This is a genomic window from Sphaerisporangium perillae, from assembly GCF_023276435.1.
Classification (GTDB): Bacteria; Actinomycetota; Actinomycetes; order Streptosporangiales; family Streptosporangiaceae; genus Sphaerisporangium; species Sphaerisporangium perillae.
Genome location: NZ_JALLPO010000057.1, coordinates 19,811 through 36,999 on the forward strand (window position 1 = coordinate 19,811; position 17,189 = coordinate 36,999).

Sequence of the window (17,189 nt, forward strand, 5' to 3'; positions counted from 1 at the left end):
ACGCCACCCGGTACAAGTCAACCCCACCGTGAACGTGCCCCGGCCCCCGACGGCCATCCGCGAGGTGTGACCGATTTCACCCTGTGGACGCCGAGCTCCGCCGGGGCGGGCCGTCCACCGGACTCGGCCCGGCCCCCCGCTCCGGCTGGCTGAGCCGGCGGGCGGGGGGCGGCGACGGGGTGGATCGGCGAGCGGGGCGGGGGTGGGGGTGGGCTGGCCAGGTGGGCTGAACCGGCGGGGCCGGACCGGCTGCTGGGACGGAGTCGGAGACCGGGGTGGGGCCGGACCAGGTGGGGTCGGGGACCAGGGTAGGTCGGTGGCCGCGGTGGGGTCAGCCGCCCAGGGCCTTGCTGAGGAAGCGGCCGGTGTGGCTGTCCTCGATGCGGGCGACCTGCTCCGGCGTGCCGGTGGCCAGCACCAGCCCGCCCCGGGACCCACCTTCGGGACCCATGTCGATGACCCAGTCGGCCGTCTTGATGACGTCGAGGTTGTGCTCGATCACGATGACCGTGTTGCCGCCGTCCACCAGGCGGCCGAGGACGCCCAGCAGCTTGCGGATGTCCTCGAAGTGCAGACCGGTGGTCGGCTCGTCGAGCACGTACACCGTGCGGCCGGTGGAGCGGCGCTGGAGCTCGGAGGACAGCTTGACCCGCTGCGCCTCGCCGCCGGACAGCGTGGTCGCCGGCTGGCCCAGCCGGACGTACCCCAGGCCGACGTCGTTGAGCGTCTTCAGGTGCCGCTTGATCGGCGGGATCGCGTCGAAGAACTCCAGCGCCTCCTCGACCGGCATGTCGAGGACCTCGGAGATCGTCTTGCCCTTGTAGTGGACCTCCAGGGTCTCCCGGTTGTAGCGGGCGCCGTGGCAGACCTCACAGGGGACGTAGACGTCCGGCAGGAAGTTCATCTCGATCTTGATGGTGCCGTCTCCGGAGCACGCCTCGCAGCGCCCGCCCTTGACGTTGAAGCTGAACCGGCCCGGCAGGTAGCCGCGGATCTTGGCCTCGGTGGTCTGCGCGAACAGCTTGCGGACGTGGTCGAAGACCCCGGTGTAGGTCGCGGGGTTGGACCTCGGCGTGCGGCCGATGGGGCTCTGGTCGACGTGGACGACCTTGTCGACCTGGTCGGTGCCGGTGACCCGGGAGTGCCTGCCCGGCACGGTCTTTGCGCCGTTCAGCTCCTTGGCCAAGGCGTTGTACAGGATGTCGTTCACCAGGGTGGACTTGCCGGACCCCGACACGCCGGTCACCGCCGTGAACACGCCCAGTGGGAACTCCACGTCGACGCCCTTGAGGTTGTGCTCGCGGGCGCCCTTGACCACCAGCTTGCGCTTGGAGTCGCGCTTGCGCCGGGCGACGGGCACGTCGATGCGCCTGCGCCCGGAGAGGTAGGCGCCGGTGAGGGAGTCCTCGCTGGTGAGCAGGTCTTCGACGGTGCCGGACACGACGACCTGGCCGCCGTGCTCGCCCGCGCCGGGACCGATGTCGACGACCCAGTCGGCGGCGGCGATGGTGTCCTCGTCGTGCTCGACCACGATCAGCGTGTTGCCCATGTCGCGCAGCCGGATCAGCGTGTCGAGCAGCCGCTGGTTGTCGCGCTGGTGCAGGCCGATCGACGGCTCGTCCAGGACGTACAGCACGCCGACCAGGCCCGACCCGATCTGGGTGGCCAGCCGGATGCGCTGGGCCTCGCCGCCGGCGAGCGTGCCCGCGGCGCGGTCGAGGGTGAGGTAGTCGAGGCCGACGTCGAGCAGGAAGCCCAGCCGCGCGTTGATCTCTTTGACGACCCGCTCGGCGATGTGCATGTCACGCTCGGAGAGGGTGAGCCCGCCGAGGAACTTGGCGCACTCGCCGATGGACATGGCCGACACCTCGGCGATGGAGCGCTCGCTTACCGTCACCGCCAGCGAGACGGGCTTGAGCCGGGCGCCCTTGCAGGTGGGGCAGGGGATCTCCCGCATGAAGCCCTCGAAGCGCTCGCGCGTGGCGTCGCTCTCGGCCTCGGCGTGCCGCCGCTGCACCCAGGGGATCACGCCCTCGAAGGTGGTGTAGTAGGACCGCTGCCTGCCGTAACGGTTGCTGTAGCGGACGTGCACCTGCTCGTCGTGGCCGCGCAGCAGGGCCTTCTGCGCCTGCTTGGGCAGCCGCTCCCAAGCGGTGTCGAGGTCGAACCCCATGGCCAGGCCCAGGGCCTCGACCAGCCGGATGAAGTAGTCGCTGGTGTGACCGCCGGCCCACGGGGACAGGGCGCCGTCGCCGAGGGACTTCTCGGGGTCGGGCACCACCAGGTCGGGGTCGACCTCCATGCGGGTGCCGAGGCCGGTGCAGTCGGGGCAGGCGCCGAACGGCGAGTTGAACGAGAACGAGCGGGGCTCGAGCTCCTCGAACGAAAGGTCGTCGTAGGGGCAGTAGAGATGCTCGGAGTAGAACCGCTCTCGGCCGGGGTCGCCCTCGGGCAGGTCGACGAAGTCGAGCGTGATCGTGCCGCCGGAGAGCTGGAGCGCCGTCTCCACCGAGTCGGTGAGGCGACGGCGCGCGCCGTCCTTGACGGACAGGCGGTCGACGATCACCTCGATGTCGTGCTTCTCGTACTTCTTCAGGGTCGGCGGCTCTTCGAGCCTGACGACCGTGCCGTCGACCCGGGCGCGGGCGAAGCCCTTGGTCTGCAGCTCGCGGAACAGCTCGGCGTACTCGCCCTTGCGGCCGCGGATGACCGGGGCCATCACCTGGAAGCGCGTGCCCTCGGGCAGCTCAAGGACGCGGTCGACGATCTGCTGCGGGGTCTGGCGGGCGATGGGGCGGCCGCAGGAGGGGCAGTGGGGCTTGCCGATGCGCGCCCACAGCAGACGGAGATAGTCGTAGACCTCGGTGATGGTGCCGACCGTGGACCGGGGGTTGCGGGAGGTGGACTTCTGGTCGATCGAGACGGCCGGCGACAGGCCCTCGATGAAGTCGACGTCGGGCTTGTCCATCTGCCCGAGGAACTGCCGGGCGTACGCCGAGAGCGACTCGACGTAGCGCCGCTGGCCCTCGGCGAAGATGGTGTCGAAGGCGAGGCTGGACTTGCCCGAGCCTGAGAGCCCGGTGAAGACGATGAGAGCATCTCGCGGCAGGTCAAGCGAGACGTCCTTGAGGTTGTGTTCGCGGGCGCCACGAACGATCAAGCGGTCGGCCACAGCAGATCTCTCATGTTGGGGTTGCGATCCACGGCAGCCGAGAAAGGCCACCTCTGACTAGTCGCCGCCACTCTAACGACGGGGTCCGACAGTTTTCTTCCGCTCCGGCGAGGGGCGGGCGGACGGCCGGGCAGAAGGCCCGGCGCCCCACTCCGAGGAGCGCTTGGACGGGCGAGCGACGGTGGAGAAAGGATGAGACGCATGACCGTTCTGGACGCCCTCCGGGCCGAACTCACCGCGGCCACGAACCGGCTGCTCGCCACCACGACCGCGATGTCCGGCTCGGACGTCACGGCTCCCTCCCTGCTTCCGGGCTGGACGCGCGGCCATGTGCTGACCCACATCGCGCGCAATGCCGACAGCCACGTCAACCTGGTGACGTGGGCCAAGACGGGTATGTACACACCACAGTACCCAACGCTCGGCGCCAGGGAGGCCGAGATAGAGCAAGGAGCCGGACGGCCCCTGGAGGAGCAGCACGCGGACCTCGCCGCCGGCGCGGCACGCCTCGACGAGGCCGTGGGCGCGATGCCGGCCGAGGCCTGGACCGCCACCGTCCAGGGCATGCGCCCACCCGAGCACCCGGCGTGGTACCTCCTCGTCCGCAGGATCAGGGAGGTCGAGATCCATCACGTGGATCTGGACGCCGGTTACACCTGGGCCGACTGGCCCGAGGCGTTCGTCCGGCGGGAGCTGCACGACGCGATGGCGACCTGGCCGCACGCCGATAGCGCCGTCGGCGCCGTCCACGCCGATGATCGGACCTGGACCGGGCTGGGAGACGGCCCGGCGGTGGAGGGGGCGGCCCCGGCCGTCCTCGCCTGGGTGACCGGCCGCCTGAAGGAGGCGGACCTCGGAACGGCCGTCCGCCTCGCCGAAGGCGGTCAGGGGAGCCGGGAGCGCCGTACGGAGGACGGGCAGGCGGGCCTCGCCGGGGACGGGGGCGGGGAGGCCGGCCGGATGACCTTGGAGGGGCCTAGGCTGGCGGGGAGGCCGCCGGCGGCACCCCGGTGGCTGACGATGCCGGCACCGCCCGGCCTCCCGGCGACGCCACCTGAGGAGTACCCATGAGCTACACCGGTCATGTGACCGCCGGCGGCCCCGCCGACGTGCGCGAGCTGCCCGATCTGACGATCAGCAAGGTGGAGGTGGGCGATTTCGGGAACAACGCCTACCTGCTGCGCTGCCACGAGACCGGCGACGGCCTGCTGATCGACGCCGCCGCCGACGCCGGCAGGCTGCTCGACCTGATCGGCGACCGGCCGATCAGCAAGATCGTCACCACCCACCGGCACCAGGACCACTGGATGGCGCTCGCCGAGGTGGCCAAGGCGACCGGCGCCGAGATCGTGGCCCACCCGCTGGACGCGCCGGAGCTGCCGGTGGCGGTCACCCAGCCGGTGGAGCACGGTGACAAGGTCACCGTCGGCGTGGTGACGCTGGACGTGATCCATTTGCGCGGTCACACGCCCGGTTCCATCGCGCTGCTCTACCAGAACGCCCACCTGTTCACCGGCGACTCGCTGTTCCCCGGAGGGGTCGGCAACACCCAGCGCGATCCCGCCCGGTTCGAGCGGCTCTACACCGATGTGGTCGAGCGTGTCTTCGACCGGCTGCCCGACGAGACCTGGGTGTACCCCGGCCACGGCAAGGACACCACGCTCGGCGCCGAGCGGCCTTCCCTGCCCGAGTGGCGCGCCCGCGGCTGGTAGCGGCCCCGAGCGACCTGGCCGCCACGCCCGGGCCCACGCCCGCGAAGCAGGACGCGCCGTGCACGGCTCCACAGGCGAGGCCGGACCCGGCGCGCACAGGCCCCGCACGCGAGACGGCCCGGCCCCTCATCGAGGGACCGGGCCGTCCGGTCGTTCACCGGGCCGAAGCCCGCGGGCGGCACGCGCCCACCCGAGCCGCCGGAGCTACCGGATGACGGTCTCGGTCTCCTTGCGCTCCTTGCGCTGCTCCCGCTTGAACATGAGCACGCGCAGCGGGATCGCCGACACCAGCGCGATCTGCATGGAGGCGCCGATCTGGATCAGCAGGTCGCCGCCGGACAGGTCGGCGGCCCAGACGGTCAGGCAGACCACGTTGACCATGATCCAGCCGAGCACGACGGCCGCCAGGTTGCCCTTGGGCTTGGGGTACTCGATGCGGCTGACCATCAGCCAGGCCACCGCGAAGATGCCGATCACCGTGAAGTACGACGGCTGGAACAGCAGCACGATCGACACCACGGTCATGGCGCCCATCGGGATGGGCAGGCCCATGAAGTCGCCGCTCTTGGTCTTCACGCAGGCGAAGCGCGCCAGCCGTACGACGCCGGCGATGAGCACCGAGACTGCGGCGCAGAGCACCAGCCAGAGCGGGAGCTTGTGGGAGAAGCCGGCCCAGGCCACCACCATGAAGGCGGGGGCGAAGCCGAAGCTGATCACATCGGCGAGATTGTCCAGCTCGGCCCCCATGGCCGAGGCGCGGAACCTCCGGGCGACCAGCCCGTCGAACAGGTCGCAGGTCGCGCCGATCAGGAGCAGCACCACGGCGGTGGCGAAGTAGCGAGGGTCGGACTGGAACTCGGCGCCGGACTGCAGCTGCGTGATCGCCGACCACGCCAGCACGCACACCGCGAGGAACCCGCACATCGCGTTGCCCAGGGAGAGGGAGTCGGCGGCCGACAGCCGGAACGCCTTCCCGACCGGTCCCCGGGGTTCTTCGTCCTCGTCCACGTCCTCCATGGACCAGCCTGCGTCAGCCGTGGTCAATGCGAGTCACTCCTGCCGTCGTCCGCTGCCCCACGCTCACCGCAGGGGCGATCCCTTCTGGAAGGTAGATGTCCACGCGCGAGCCGAACCGGATGAGACCGATCCGCTCCCCTTGCGAGACCTTGGCACCCATGCCCAGGTACGGCACGATGCGGCGCGCCACCGCTCCGGCGATCTGCACGAGCTCCAGCTCGCCGATGGGGGTCTCGAAGTGCCAGACGACCCGCTCGTTCTGGTCGCTGTCCTTGTTGAAGGCCGGCCGGAACCCGCCCGGGACGTGCCGCACCGAGGTGACCGTGCCCTCGAGCGGGGCGCGGTTCACGTGGACGTTCAGCGGGCTCATGAAGATCGCCACCCGCGTGCGCCCGTCCGGCTGAGGGTCGATGCTCTGGACCACGCCGTCGGCGGGGCTCAGCACCACTCCGGTGCCGAGATCGCGGTCGGGGTCCCGGAAGAACCACAGCATGGCGCCGGTGAGCGCGGTCAGCGGAGCCGCCGCGAGCACCCACGGCCGGGACCGCCGGGCCAGCACCGCCGAGACGGCCGTGGCGGCGACGGTCGGTGCCAGCCAGGGGGAGACACCACGTGCCAGCCGCACGCGGCGGCGACTGTGGCTTGGCGAATCGTTGGACACGGGGAACCTTATGTGATGTTTGCGGCCAGAGACCGGTTCGTGACTTGTCGCCGAATGTTACCCATCCAGCCGCCATTGCATAGCAATACGAGACAACCAAATCGCCTCATGCACCAATTCGCTACCCCTGGGCCACCTTCGCCGGGGTACTGGCGTCGCCGGACCGCTTGTCGCGCCTGGCCTTGATGAGGCTGGCCACGGTGGTGACCACCATCGTGACGCCGATGACCGAAAGGGAGACCCAGATCGGCACTTCCGGCGCCCAGGAGACACCACTGGTGTGCAAGGCCTCCATGATGAGCTTAACTCCGATGAAGCCCAAGATGAACGACAGACCGTAGCTGATGTAGACCAACCGCTGCAGCAGGCCACCGAGCAGGAAGTAGAGCTGACGCAGTCCCATCAGGGCGAAGGCGTTCGCGGTGAAGACGATGAACGCGTCCTTGGTGAGCCCGAAGATGGCCGGAATCGAATCCAGCGCGAACAGCAGGTCGGTGGTGCCGATCGCGATCATCACGATCAGCATGGGGGTCACCATGCGGCGCCCGTTCACCCGGGCGGTGACCTTCGCGCCGACGAAGCCGTCGGTGGTCGGGAAGATGCGGCGCACCCAGCGGAGCAGGAGGTTCTCCTTGAACTCCTCCTCGTCGTGACCGCGCAGCAGGTTGACGGCGGTGTACAGCAGGAAGGCGCCGAACACGTAGAACAGCCAGCCGAAGCGCTCCAGGGCCGCCGCGCCGACCAGGATGAAGATGCCGCGCATCACCAGGGCCAGCAGCACGCCGACCAGCAGCACCTTGTGCTGGTAGATCCGCGGCACGGCGAAGCGTCCCATGATGATGTAGAAGACGAAAAGGTTGTCGACGCTCAGGCTGTACTCGGTCAGATAGCCGGCGAAGAACTCGCCCGCCCGGTCCGCTCCCGCCACGACGAACATGCCAATGCCGAACAGGACCGCCAGCGTGACGTAGAAGCCGACCCAGAAGCCGGCCTGCCGCATCGAGAACTCGCGGGGCTCACCTCTGTCGACGATCCAAAGGTCGAAGGCCAGAACCACCAGCATCCCGCCGATGACAGCCGCCCATGCCCACACGGATACGTCCAAGACAAACCTCCGGCCCGCGTCAAAGTGCCGGAGGTCTCTCCCGCCCGTGCCATTTGGCGCGGACCGGCAGCCCCGGGCACGCCGTAAGGGACGTACCGTGATGACGAGGCTGTCGCGAAGGGATACTCCCCCCCTCGCCGAGGAGTATAGGCGAGCACATAAGCCTTACCTAATCAGCGTTTACCCGAGCCGAGTCCCGCCGGCCGGGACGCCATTCCCTCAGCAGGTCACGGCCCCTCGCGAACCGCCCCACACGGAGATCACCGGCCGTGGCGGACGGCCTCGTAGGCGGCGCGCACGGACCTGAGCGCGTCCTGCTCGCCGGGCAGCGGGCGTGCCGCCGCGGCGGCCGACAGGCGGGCCGCGAGCTCCGGGTCGCCGAGCAGCCCGGCGATCGCGGACCGCAGGGCCACGGCGTCCCCCGGGGGCACCAGGAGGGCGGCGTCGCCCACCATCGCCGGGATCCCGCCGACCGCGGTCGCGACGATCGCCCTGCCGGCCCGTAGCGCCTCCTGAACGTTCAGCGGCTGCCCCTCCCACCGGCTCGGCACCAGCACGGCGTCGGCGGCCTGGAGCAGGTCGGCCACGTCGGCGCGGTCGCCGAGGAGCACGACGGGAAGCCCCTCGGCGTCGATGCGCGCCTGGAGCTCGCCGCGCAGCGGACCCTCCCCGGCGATCACGAACAGCGGGGTGGCGGTGCGGTCGCCGAAGGGGCCGCGCGCGGCCTCCAGCAGCGTCTCAAGGCCCTTCTGCTGGGCCAGCCGGGCGATGGTGAGGAAGATGGGCCTTGCGCCTTCGCCCAGCCCCGGTACGGCCCAGGCCGCGCGCTCGGGCCTCCCCTGCGCCTCGGCCGCGAGCTCGGCGCGGACCTCCGCGGGGGTTCTGCCTGAAGGGGCGAGGGGCGGGGCGGGGACGACGGCGGGGGCGACGCTCCGAGCGCCGCGGGCGGTCATCCGCTCCCCCAGATCGGGCGCGACGACCAGCACCTGATCAGCATTTCTGGCGACAATGCGTTCCAGAACCCCATATATCGCACCGGTCACGCCGCCGGCGGTCAGGGCGTTGTGCAGGGTGACCACCAGCCCGGTACGGCGCCCGGCCAGGGCCAGGGCCGCCAGCGCTCCCGCCCGCAACCCGTGGGCGTGCACCACGTCGGCCCCGGCCACCAGCGACCGGAGGCGACCCACGGCACGCGCGTCGCTCATCGGGCGCGGCCGGTCGGAGATCGGCACCTCCGCGAACCGGGCGACCCCGGAGAACCCGAACGCCGCGTCGGTGCTCGCCGGACCCGCCACCACCACCTGGTGGCCCTCGCGGGCGAGCCCCTCGGCGAGCATCCGCACGTGCCGCCCCACCCCGCCCGCGCTCGTCCCGAGCACCAGCGCCACCTTCCGCGCCGTCTCAGCCATCCTGTCCGGCTCCTTCCCGCCCGCAGGCTCCGACCCGGCGAAGGCGAGTGGACAGCGCACGAGAGTGCTCCCGCCCGGGAGCCCTGGCGGGCCATGGCATGCGGGGCACGCCGTCACGTTCGGCCGTTGTCATCGGTCCCTCCCCGGCCTCCGGTCCCCCGCACGCGGGAGAGCGCCGCCATCAGATCACGCCGGTCCACCGCCAGCGCGACGGCAACGCACGCCGCCACCGCCGCGACCCCCGCGAGGGCGGCCACGCCCACGCCTGCCACCGGCCCGTGGACGGGCATCTGAGAGGTGACCCACAGGCCCGCGAGGAAGCCCGCGCCGCCGCCGAGCACGGCGGTGAGCAACGCGCGGGGGACTCCCGCGAGCGCCGCCGGGCCGCGCGAGCGGGCGACGGCCGCCATCAGCAGCACCCCGCCCGCCGTCATGCCGGCGGCGCTGCCCAGCGCCAGGCCGCCGAGCTTCCAGGGGCCGGGGAAGCTCACGACGAAGGCGGTCTGGGCCACCATGACCACCAGCCAGCCGGCCACCGTGCCCACGGCCGCGGCCCTTCCCCTGCCGTCCGCGTACAGGACGCGGCCCAGCTGGGCGACCAGCCCGTATCCGACCAGCCCCGGGGCGAAGAGCGCGATCGTGCGAGCCAGCTCCCCGGCGTCGATCTGGCTGTCCATCCCCTCGACGAACACCGCCGCCACCGGGGCGGCCACGGCCGCGAGCGCCCCGGCGGCGAGCCCGGACACGATCACCACCGCGCGGGTGGTCTGCGCCGACAGCGCGGCGAAGCCGTCCCCGTCGCCGCCCTCGGCGCGCGCGGACAGCGCGGGGAACACGCTGGTCGCGATGGGCACCGCGAGCACCGCGTAGGGCACCTGGTAGATCGCCCAGGCGTAGTTGTAGCCGGGCAGCCCTCCCGCGCCGACCTCATGGTTGGCGAGCCAGACCACCAGCGCCATGGCGGCCTGCTGCGCGATCAGGGCGCTGAGCCCGGCCGCCGCCAGGCGGCGGACCCTCGCGGCCACGCCCTCGGGGAAGCGCAAGGTGGGCCGCAGCCGCAGGCCCAGCCGGGAGGACGGCCCGATCACCGTGACCACCAGTGCCAGGACGCCCAGAGTGGTGCCGGCGGACAGGGCCAGCTCGGCAGGGCGCGGCACATCCGTCAGGGGGTCGGTGACGCCGTGGCTGAGCGGCACGAACAGCAGGTAGGCGACGATGACCACCAGGCTGGACACCAGCGGGGCCACCGCCGGGCCCGCGAACCTGCGGTGGGCCTGCAGCACGCCGTAGAGCACCACCGCCAGGCCGTACAGCGGGATCTGCGGGGCGAAGACCACGAGCATCCGGGTGGCGGTGTCCACCAGGTCCCCGGTCATGCACCCCTGCACGTCGCCGGCGAACAGCCCGATCACGGGACGGGCGGCGAGGGCGGTGAGGGCGCCGAGCGGCACGAGCAGCACCAGCACCCAGGTCAGCAGCGCCGAGGTGATCCACCCCACCCGCGCCCGCGCCTCTTCGGCCGTCTCCACCGCGCCGGAGCCCGCGGCACCGGCCCCCTCGACGTGCGGACCACCGGCCCCGGCACCGCGGGCGGAGGAGGCGGCCGGACCGGAACCCTCGGCGCGGGAACCGGCGGGCACCGGGACCGAGGAGCGGGACGCCGCTCCGGCGAGCACGGGGACGACCATCCCGGCGAGCGCGCCGCCCACGACGATCTCGAACACGATGTTGGGCACCTGGTTGGCCGTGAAGTAGGCCGTGGCCAGGCAGTTGGTGCCCACCGTGCGGGCCAGGACGAGCTGCTTGGCGAAGCCGACGACCCGCGCGAGGATCGTGACGACCCCGATGAGGACCGCCGCGGCGGCGAGGCCCCGGCCCACCCGTGCTGTCATGCGGAACGGCGGCCCAGCATGTCGAGGCGGTTCAGCACGGGGTTCCCCGCGATGACCTTGGTGAAGCTGACCTTCTCCGAGGCGGCGGTGAGCGCGGCCACCGTGCCGAGCAGGGCCAGGCGGGACGGGCGGCGCAGCGTGGTCACCGCGGCGACCCCGAGGAGCGCGCCCAGCGCGTTTGCCCCGGCGTCGCCGAGCATGGCGCGCTCGCCGAGGTCCTCGGGCAGCAGGGCGACGCCCGCGCCGAGCGGCACCGCGGCGAGGGCGGCCCCGCCGGCGCCGCCCTTGGCCAGGGACGCGGCGAGGAGAGGGCCGCCGGTCAGCAGCCCCACCTTGATGGCGCGTCCCGGCCGCAGGTCGAACAGGTTGGCCAGGTTGGCGCTGCCGGCGATCACCGCGCCGTTGACCAGGGTGTCCACGGCGAGGGAGACCGGCCCCCGCCCCGCGTCCCGGGGATGGCGGGGCAGGATGGCAGCGGCCGCCAGGCCCGCCGCGCCGATGCCGAGGATCTTCACCGCGCCGCTGGTCACCTCGCCACGCGCCAGCGCGGTCAGGTGCCCCTTGAAGCCCTTGGAGGAGGTGGCCCCCCACAGGTCGTCGTACGCGCCGAGCGCTCCGCTGCCCACGCCGGCCAGCACGGCCGCCGCCCTGACCCGCCCGGACAGCCCCGGCGCCAGGGCCGCCGCCGCTCCCGCGCCGGCCACGAACGCCGGGCCCTCGAGCAGGGTGATCGGCTCACCGCGGTGGTTGGTGCGCGTCCAGGTCTTCTCCTCGCCGATCGGCGGGCGGCGGGTGAACGCCGCGTAGGCGGCGCGGGCGGCGACGGCGCCGAGGGCCGCGCCCGCCAGGGCGCCGAGCCAGGTGCGATGGGCCATAGCAGATCCCTCTTCGTCTGGAGCACCCGGCGCGAACGCCGGAGAGCATGGTCATCAGGGCGGGGCCGCCCCGCGGGTGGGGCGGAAGCTCCCCCCGCCCGCCGCGAGGCGGGAAGTCCGCCGCGAGGAGCGGCGGCGCGCCGGCGGGCCAGTCGAGGGGCCCGTCAGCCGCCCGCGCCCGCCTCGGGGGTGGGCGTGGACGAGGCCGTGGGGGACGGCTCGGTGGCCGTGGCGTCCGAGCCCAGGCCGTACTGCCCGGCGTCCCCGGCCGCCTGCTCCCGCAGAGAGTAGACCACCGCGGCCTGCCCGAAGGCCATATCGGGGTTGTCGACGGTGGAGACCTTCGCCGCCACGTCGCTGTCCGCGCGGACCGCGGCGATGACGCCCGCCGTGGTCGAGGGAGGCACGGCTCCGGCGACGACGGTGCCGGTGCCGCCGTCGTCCAGCCCGGCGGCCAGCGACACCAGGGCGGAGTTCTGGGCCTCGGCGGTCTCGCCCTCGTAGGGGGTGGCCGGGGTCATGAGCAGGGCCAGTGTGGCGCGCTTGCCGGGATCGCCCTCCAGCGTGACCAGCCCATCTCTCTGGAAGGAGTCGAGCACCCCCGACGCCGTGGGGTTGTCCTTGCCCGCCTGCGCCTTGTCGGAGGTCAGGACGGCGTTGGCCAGCACCGCGGCCGCCTTGTCGTACGGCGTGGCGGTCAGGGAGAACTCCAGGGTGGCGGGTTTCGCCCTGGTCGCGAGCTCGTCGACCAGACCTGCCTGCTCGGCCGTGAGGTACTTCTCGGTGAGCGCGACCCGCCCGCTCACCACGGCTCCGGCCGCCGTGAGCACGTGCTCCATCGGGTCGCGCAGCTTGGAGTCGGCCCCCGGCGCCTCGAAGATCACGACGTGCTCGCCGGTCAGGGCGCCCTGCACGAGCTGCGGGAGCCGGTCGGCGACGAAGGTGTCACCGGCCCCGTCCCGCGCCTGCGAGACGTTGATCTGCCCCTGCAGCTCGGTGTTGCGGGCCCGCAGCTGCGCGGTCACCGCCTCGGTGGAGGCGACCAGCGGCGCGTTCAGCACCGTGCTGCCGAGCACGATGCCGATGGCGAGCGCGAGGAAGATCGCGACGATGGAGACGATGTGATAGCGAAAATCGATCACGAGAAGAGTCCGACCAACCAGAAGATGAAACCGTTCCAGGCGTCCCGAAGTCCGTTCAGCCAGACCTTGCCCATCGGCGAGAACCACAGGACCACGCCCACCGTGACCAGGGCGGTGGCCACCAGCAGCAGCAGTGAGCCGATCGAGATGCGGCTGCGGTAGAGCCTGCTCACGCCCTTGGCGTCCACCAGCTTGCCGCCGACCCGCAGGCGGGTCAGGAAGGTGCTCGCCATGCCCGAACGGCCCTTGTCGAGGAACTCCACCAGCGTCCCGTGGGTGCCGACCGCCACGATGAGGCTCGCGCCCTTGTCGTCGGCGAGCAGCATCGCGATGTCCTCGCTGGTGCCGGTCGCGGGGAACACCACGGCATGCTGGCCGAGCTGCTGCACCCGCTCCAGGCCCGGCGCGCGGCCGTCGCGGTAGGCGTGCACGACCAGCTCCGCGCCGCAGCACAGCGCCCGTTCCGACACCGAGTCGAAGTCGCCCACGATGAGGTCGGGCAGGTAGCCGGCGTCCATGAGCGCGTCGGCGCCGCCGTCCACCCCGATCAGGACCGGGCGGTATTCGCGGATGTAGGAGCGGAGGGTGGCGATGTCCTCCTTGTAGTGGTAGCCGCGCACCACGACCAGGACGTGCTTGCCGTCCATGGTGGTGCGGATGTCGGGCACGCCCACGCCGTCGATCAGCAGGTCGCGCTCGCGGCGGATGTACTCCATCGTGTTGATGGCGAACTCCTCGATCTGAACCGACAGGCCCGCCCTCGCCTCGGCCATCGCGGCGGAGACGCTCTCGGCCGTGGCGGCCTCGCCCTTGCCGACGAGCTCGTCGTCGAGGTAGATCGTGCCCTCGTGGACGCGCACCACGTCACCGTCGCGGACGCGGTCGAACACCTCGGGGGTGACGTTGTCGATGACCGTGACCCCGGCGTTGAGCAGGATCTGCGGACCGAGGTTCGGATAGCGCCCGCTGATCCCGGCGGCGATGTTCACCACGACGGAGACTCCGCACGCGACAAGAGCCTCCGCGCTCACCCGGTCGACGTCGACATGATCGATGATCGCGATTTCTCCGGGCCGGAGGCGCTTGGTCAGCGTCTTGGTCCGCCGATCGATCCTCGCCACTGCCGTCACCCCGGGAAGGTCTGAAACCTTCCTGCGGCGGAGGCCCTGAACCTTCAAGGTCGGCACCTTCATCACGAACCATCCTGCCAGAGCGTGCGACCAAGATGGGCCCGCATCACGGCGTGTCAGATATGTCACTCGGGGTAGAGGGGCGCGCGCAGCTGGCGTACGCCGGTCCCCGCCCGCCCCGCTGAGCGCTCGTCAGGCGTCCTGACCAGGCATCGGCGGTCATCATGATCAACCCGTCGCCTTGTCCGCCCCGGCGATCGACAGCAGCTCCTCGGCGTGCGCCCGGCCGAGCTCGGAGTCCTCCAGGCCCGCCAGCATGCGCGACAGCTCCCTGGTGCGCCCCTCGCGGTCGAGAGCGGTGACCCCGCTGCGCACGACCCTGCCGTCGCTGGCCTTCTCCACGACGAGATGCTGGTCGGCGAAGGCGGCGACCTGCGGCAGGTGGGTCACCACGATGACCTGCGCCGTGCGGGCCAGCCGGGCCAGCCGCCGGCCGATCTCCACCGCCGCCTTGCCGCCCACGCCCGCGTCGACCTCGTCGAACACGAACGTCGGCACCGGGTCGGCGCCGGCGAACACCACCTCGATGGCCAGCATGACCCGGCTCAGCTCGCCGCCGGAGGCGCCCTTGTTGAGCGGCAGCGCCGGCGCCCCGGGGTGGGCCATCATCCGCAACTCGACCTCGTCGACCCCCTCGGGGCCGAACTGGCCGCTCGGAGTGATCACCACGACGACCTTGGCGTGCGGCATCGCGAGCGCGGAAAGCTCGGCGGTCACCGCCTCGCCGAACCGCTCGGCGGCGGAGGTGCGGATGCCGGTGAGCTCGGCCGCCAGCTCGGTGAGCCGGACCGTCAGCTCATCGTGCTCGCGGGTGAGCTCGGCGATGCGATCGTCGTCGCCCGCGAGCTCCCCGACCCGGGCCGCGGCGTCCCTCGCCCAGGCCAGGACCGCGACGGTGTCCTCGCCGTACTTCCTGATCAGGCCGGTGAGCAGCGACCGGCGCTCCTGCGCCGCGGCGAGCCTGGCCGGGTCGGCCTCGACCGACTCGGCGTAGGCGGCCAGCTCGGTCGCCACGTCCGACACCAGATAGCCGGCCTCGGCCAGCCGGTCGCCGATGCCCGACAGCGTCGTGTCGTACTCGCGGACGGCCTCCACCGCCGACCGCGCCTGCCCGAGCAGCGACACGGCGTCCTGCGCGCCCTGGGCGCTCGCCATGGGGTCGCCGAGCAGGGCCGTGTGGGCGACCACGGCGGCGTTCTTCAGCGAGTCGGCGTGCGCGAGGCGCTCCTCCTCCTGCTTGAGCTCGACCTCCTCGCCCGGCTTGGGGTCGGCCTTCTCGATCTCCTCAAGCCCGAAGCGCAGATGGTCGGCCTCCTGGGCCCGCTCCCGCGCCTTGGTCGTGAGCTCCTCGAGCGTCTCGCCGACCTCCTTGTGGCGCTTGTAGGCCTGGGTGTAGGCGCGCAGCGGCTTGACCAGCTCTTCCCCCGCGTAGCGGTCGAGGGCGGCGCGCTGGCGGCCCGGCTGCAGCAGCCGCTGCTGGTCCATCTGGCCGTGGACGGCCACGAGATCCTCGGCGAGGTAGGTGAGCGTGCCGACCGGCACGGACCTGCCGCCCAGCCAGGCCCGGGACCGGCCCTCGGTGGAGACCGTCCTCGCGATGATGAGCTCGCCGTCGTCGATCTCGCCGCCGACGTCCTCCACCTGCTGGGCGACCCGGCTGCCCGGCTCCACGACCAGCGTGCCCTCGATCGTGGCGCGGTCGGCCCCCGGCCGGACGCGCGCGGGGTCGGCCCGGCCGCCGAACAGCAGCCCGAGCCCCGTCACGACCATCGTCTTGCCCGCGCCGGTCTCGCCCGTGACGACGGTGAATCCCGATGAGAGCGAAAGGACCGCCTCATCGATCACTCCGAGCCCTTTGATCCGGACCTCATCGACCCGTGGCCGCACTGGGTCCCTCCCACTGTTCCGCCGCGCTCCGATCGGGCACCTCGCCGGACCGTCGGGGGCATGGCTCGGTCACCTCTCCGTGCGGGTCGATCCTACGCGGAAATCGCCAAGGTTTTCGATGACCGGGGTTGTTCGCACCCCCCAGGGCCGCCGAGGTGGCCGTTCAGGCCGCGAGGAAACGGGCTGGAATCCGCGGGCCGTCAGGGCCGCACGCGCCCGCGCCAGCCCTGGACGGGAAGCTCCAGCTTGGCCACGAGGCGGTCGGTGAACGGCGCTCCGGTGGTGTCGACGTCGTGCAGCCGCGCCAGCAGCACCGGCAGGTCGGCGCGCCGCACCTCCACCCGCACGCCCGGCGGCAGATCGAAGCGGCGCCGGCCGTCGCACCACAGCACACCGCCCGGCGTGCCCGGCAGCAGCTCGACGGCCAGGGTCGACCTCGGGGAGACCACCAGGGGCCGGGCGAAGAGCGCGTGGGCGCTGTTCGGCACCATCAGCAGCGCCTCCACCTCCGGCCACACGACCGGGCCGCCCGCCGAGAAGGCGTAGGCGGTGGAACCGGTCGGGGTGGCGCAGATCACGCCGTCGCAGCCCCAGCGGGACAGCGGGCGGCCGTCGATCTCGGCCACGACCTCCAGCATGCGGTCGCGCTTCTCGACGCTCGCCTCGTTCAGCGCCCAGGTGGACGCGAGGACCTCGCCGTTGGCCCGGACCCTCACGTCGATGGTCATGCGCTCTTCGACGGTGTACCGGCTCGTCACGACGCGGTCCACGGCCTCGGCGAGGTCGGCCATCTCCGCCTCGGCCAGGAAGCCCACGTGGCCGAGGTTGACGCCGAGGAGCGGGGTGCCGGCCGGGCGGGCGAGCTCGGCCGCCCGCAGCAGCGTGCCGTCGCCGCCGAGCACCATCAGCATCTCGGCGTCCTCGGCCGCGGCGGGACTCGACGGCACCACGTCCACACCCGGGGCGCCGATCTCCTCCGCCTCGGGCTCCATGACGCGGACCGTGAAGCCCTCGTCGAGGAACCGCTGTATCACCAGCCGCGCGCTCTCGACCGCCGGCACGCGCCCCGTATGGGCCGTGATCAGCACCGTGCGCTTCGAACCGTCCATGGTCGACTCCGCTCGTCC

The 17,189-nt window shown here is 72.2% G+C and carries 13 protein-coding genes; 2 read left to right on the forward strand and 11 right to left on the reverse strand.

From position 1 onward, the window contains the following. Positions 1–331: 331 nt before the first annotated feature. Positions 332–3,172: an excinuclease ABC subunit UvrA gene (gene uvrA / locus MYF83_RS37510; RefSeq protein WP_248965563.1), complete on the reverse strand. Its 2,841-nt coding sequence runs from the start codon at positions 3,170–3,172 to the stop codon at positions 332–334. Between the two features lie 201 nt (positions 3,173–3,373). Between uvrA and MYF83_RS37515 the strand changes: the two genes are divergently transcribed. Both MYF83_RS37515 and MYF83_RS37520 read left to right on the forward strand, forming a co-directional pair. Continuing rightward, complete coding sequence (locus MYF83_RS37515; RefSeq protein ID WP_248965564.1) at positions 3,374–4,243, forward strand: maleylpyruvate isomerase N-terminal domain-containing protein; 870 nt, start codon at positions 3,374–3,376, stop codon at positions 4,241–4,243. After that, on the forward strand, positions 4,240–4,884 hold the full coding sequence (locus MYF83_RS37520) for an MBL fold metallo-hydrolase (protein ID WP_248965565.1): 645 nt from the start codon (positions 4,240–4,242) through the stop codon (positions 4,882–4,884). The genes MYF83_RS37515 and MYF83_RS37520 overlap by 4 nt, the downstream gene beginning before the upstream one ends. A 204-nt stretch (positions 4,885–5,088) precedes the next feature. On the opposite strand, the gene pssA is transcribed toward MYF83_RS37520, so the two are convergent. From pssA to MYF83_RS37570, 10 genes are all read right to left on the reverse strand, one after another. Further along, positions 5,089–5,928 (reverse strand): CDP-diacylglycerol--serine O-phosphatidyltransferase, encoded by an 840-nt coding sequence (gene pssA / locus MYF83_RS37525; protein ID WP_248965566.1) that lies wholly within the window; start codon positions 5,926–5,928, stop codon positions 5,089–5,091. Continuing rightward, positions 5,915–6,562, reverse strand: a complete 648-nt coding sequence (locus MYF83_RS37530) for a phosphatidylserine decarboxylase (protein ID WP_248965567.1) — start codon at positions 6,560–6,562, stop codon at positions 5,915–5,917. The genes pssA and MYF83_RS37530 overlap by 14 nt, the downstream gene beginning before the upstream one ends. A gap of 121 nt (positions 6,563–6,683) precedes the next feature. After that, positions 6,684–7,667, reverse strand: a complete 984-nt coding sequence (locus MYF83_RS37535) for a TerC family protein (protein ID WP_248965568.1) — start codon at positions 7,665–7,667, stop codon at positions 6,684–6,686. A gap of 260 nt (positions 7,668–7,927) precedes the next feature. Beyond that, a complete protein-coding gene (locus tag MYF83_RS37540; protein WP_248965569.1) occupies positions 7,928–9,076 on the reverse strand; it encodes a glycosyltransferase family 4 protein in 1,149 nt (382 codons plus the stop codon). A 113-nt stretch (positions 9,077–9,189) separates the two neighbouring features. After that, entirely contained in the window at positions 9,190–10,968 is a 1,779-nt protein-coding gene (gene murJ, locus MYF83_RS37545) for a murein biosynthesis integral membrane protein MurJ (protein ID WP_248965570.1), read from the reverse strand. Further along, positions 10,965–11,843, reverse strand: a complete 879-nt coding sequence (locus MYF83_RS37550; RefSeq protein ID WP_248965571.1) for a hypothetical protein — start codon at positions 11,841–11,843, stop codon at positions 10,965–10,967. Before MYF83_RS37550 ends, murJ begins: the two co-directional genes overlap by 4 nt. A gap of 164 nt (positions 11,844–12,007) precedes the next feature. Continuing rightward, the gene (locus MYF83_RS37555; RefSeq protein WP_248965572.1) at positions 12,008–12,985 is read right to left on the reverse strand and encodes a copper transporter; all 978 of its coding nucleotides are present in this window, start codon (positions 12,983–12,985) and stop codon (positions 12,008–12,010) included. Beyond that, complete coding sequence (steA, locus tag MYF83_RS37560) at positions 12,982–14,178, reverse strand: putative cytokinetic ring protein SteA (RefSeq protein ID WP_248965573.1); 1,197 nt, start codon at positions 14,176–14,178, stop codon at positions 12,982–12,984. The genes MYF83_RS37555 and steA overlap by 4 nt, the downstream gene beginning before the upstream one ends. Positions 14,179–14,343: 165 nt before the next feature. Next, positions 14,344–16,062: a DNA repair protein RecN gene (gene recN, locus MYF83_RS37565; protein WP_248965574.1), complete on the reverse strand. Its 1,719-nt coding sequence runs from the start codon at positions 16,060–16,062 to the stop codon at positions 14,344–14,346. 200 nt (positions 16,063–16,262) lie between these two features. After that, a complete protein-coding gene (locus tag MYF83_RS37570; protein ID WP_248965575.1) occupies positions 16,263–17,171 on the reverse strand; it encodes an NAD kinase in 909 nt (302 codons plus the stop codon). Positions 17,172–17,189 lie beyond the last annotated feature (18 nt).

Coding starts and splice junctions, on each gene's coding strand:
- murJ (WP_248965570.1), bottom strand. CDS start 10,968: ATGACAGCACGGGTGGGCCGGGGCCTCGCCGCCGCGGCGGTCCTCATC.
- steA (WP_248965573.1), bottom strand. CDS start 14,178: ATGAAGGTGCCGACCTTGAAGGTTCAGGGCCTCCGCCGCAGGAAGGTT.
- MYF83_RS37570 (WP_248965575.1), bottom strand. CDS start 17,171: ATGGACGGTTCGAAGCGCACGGTGCTGATCACGGCCCATACGGGGCGC.
- MYF83_RS37550 (WP_248965571.1), bottom strand. CDS start 11,843: ATGGCCCATCGCACCTGGCTCGGCGCCCTGGCGGGCGCGGCCCTCGGC.
- MYF83_RS37515 (WP_248965564.1), top strand. CDS start 3,374: ATGACCGTTCTGGACGCCCTCCGGGCCGAACTCACCGCGGCCACGAAC.
- MYF83_RS37520 (WP_248965565.1), top strand. CDS start 4,240: ATGAGCTACACCGGTCATGTGACCGCCGGCGGCCCCGCCGACGTGCGC.
- MYF83_RS37540 (WP_248965569.1), bottom strand. CDS start 9,076: ATGGCTGAGACGGCGCGGAAGGTGGCGCTGGTGCTCGGGACGAGCGCG.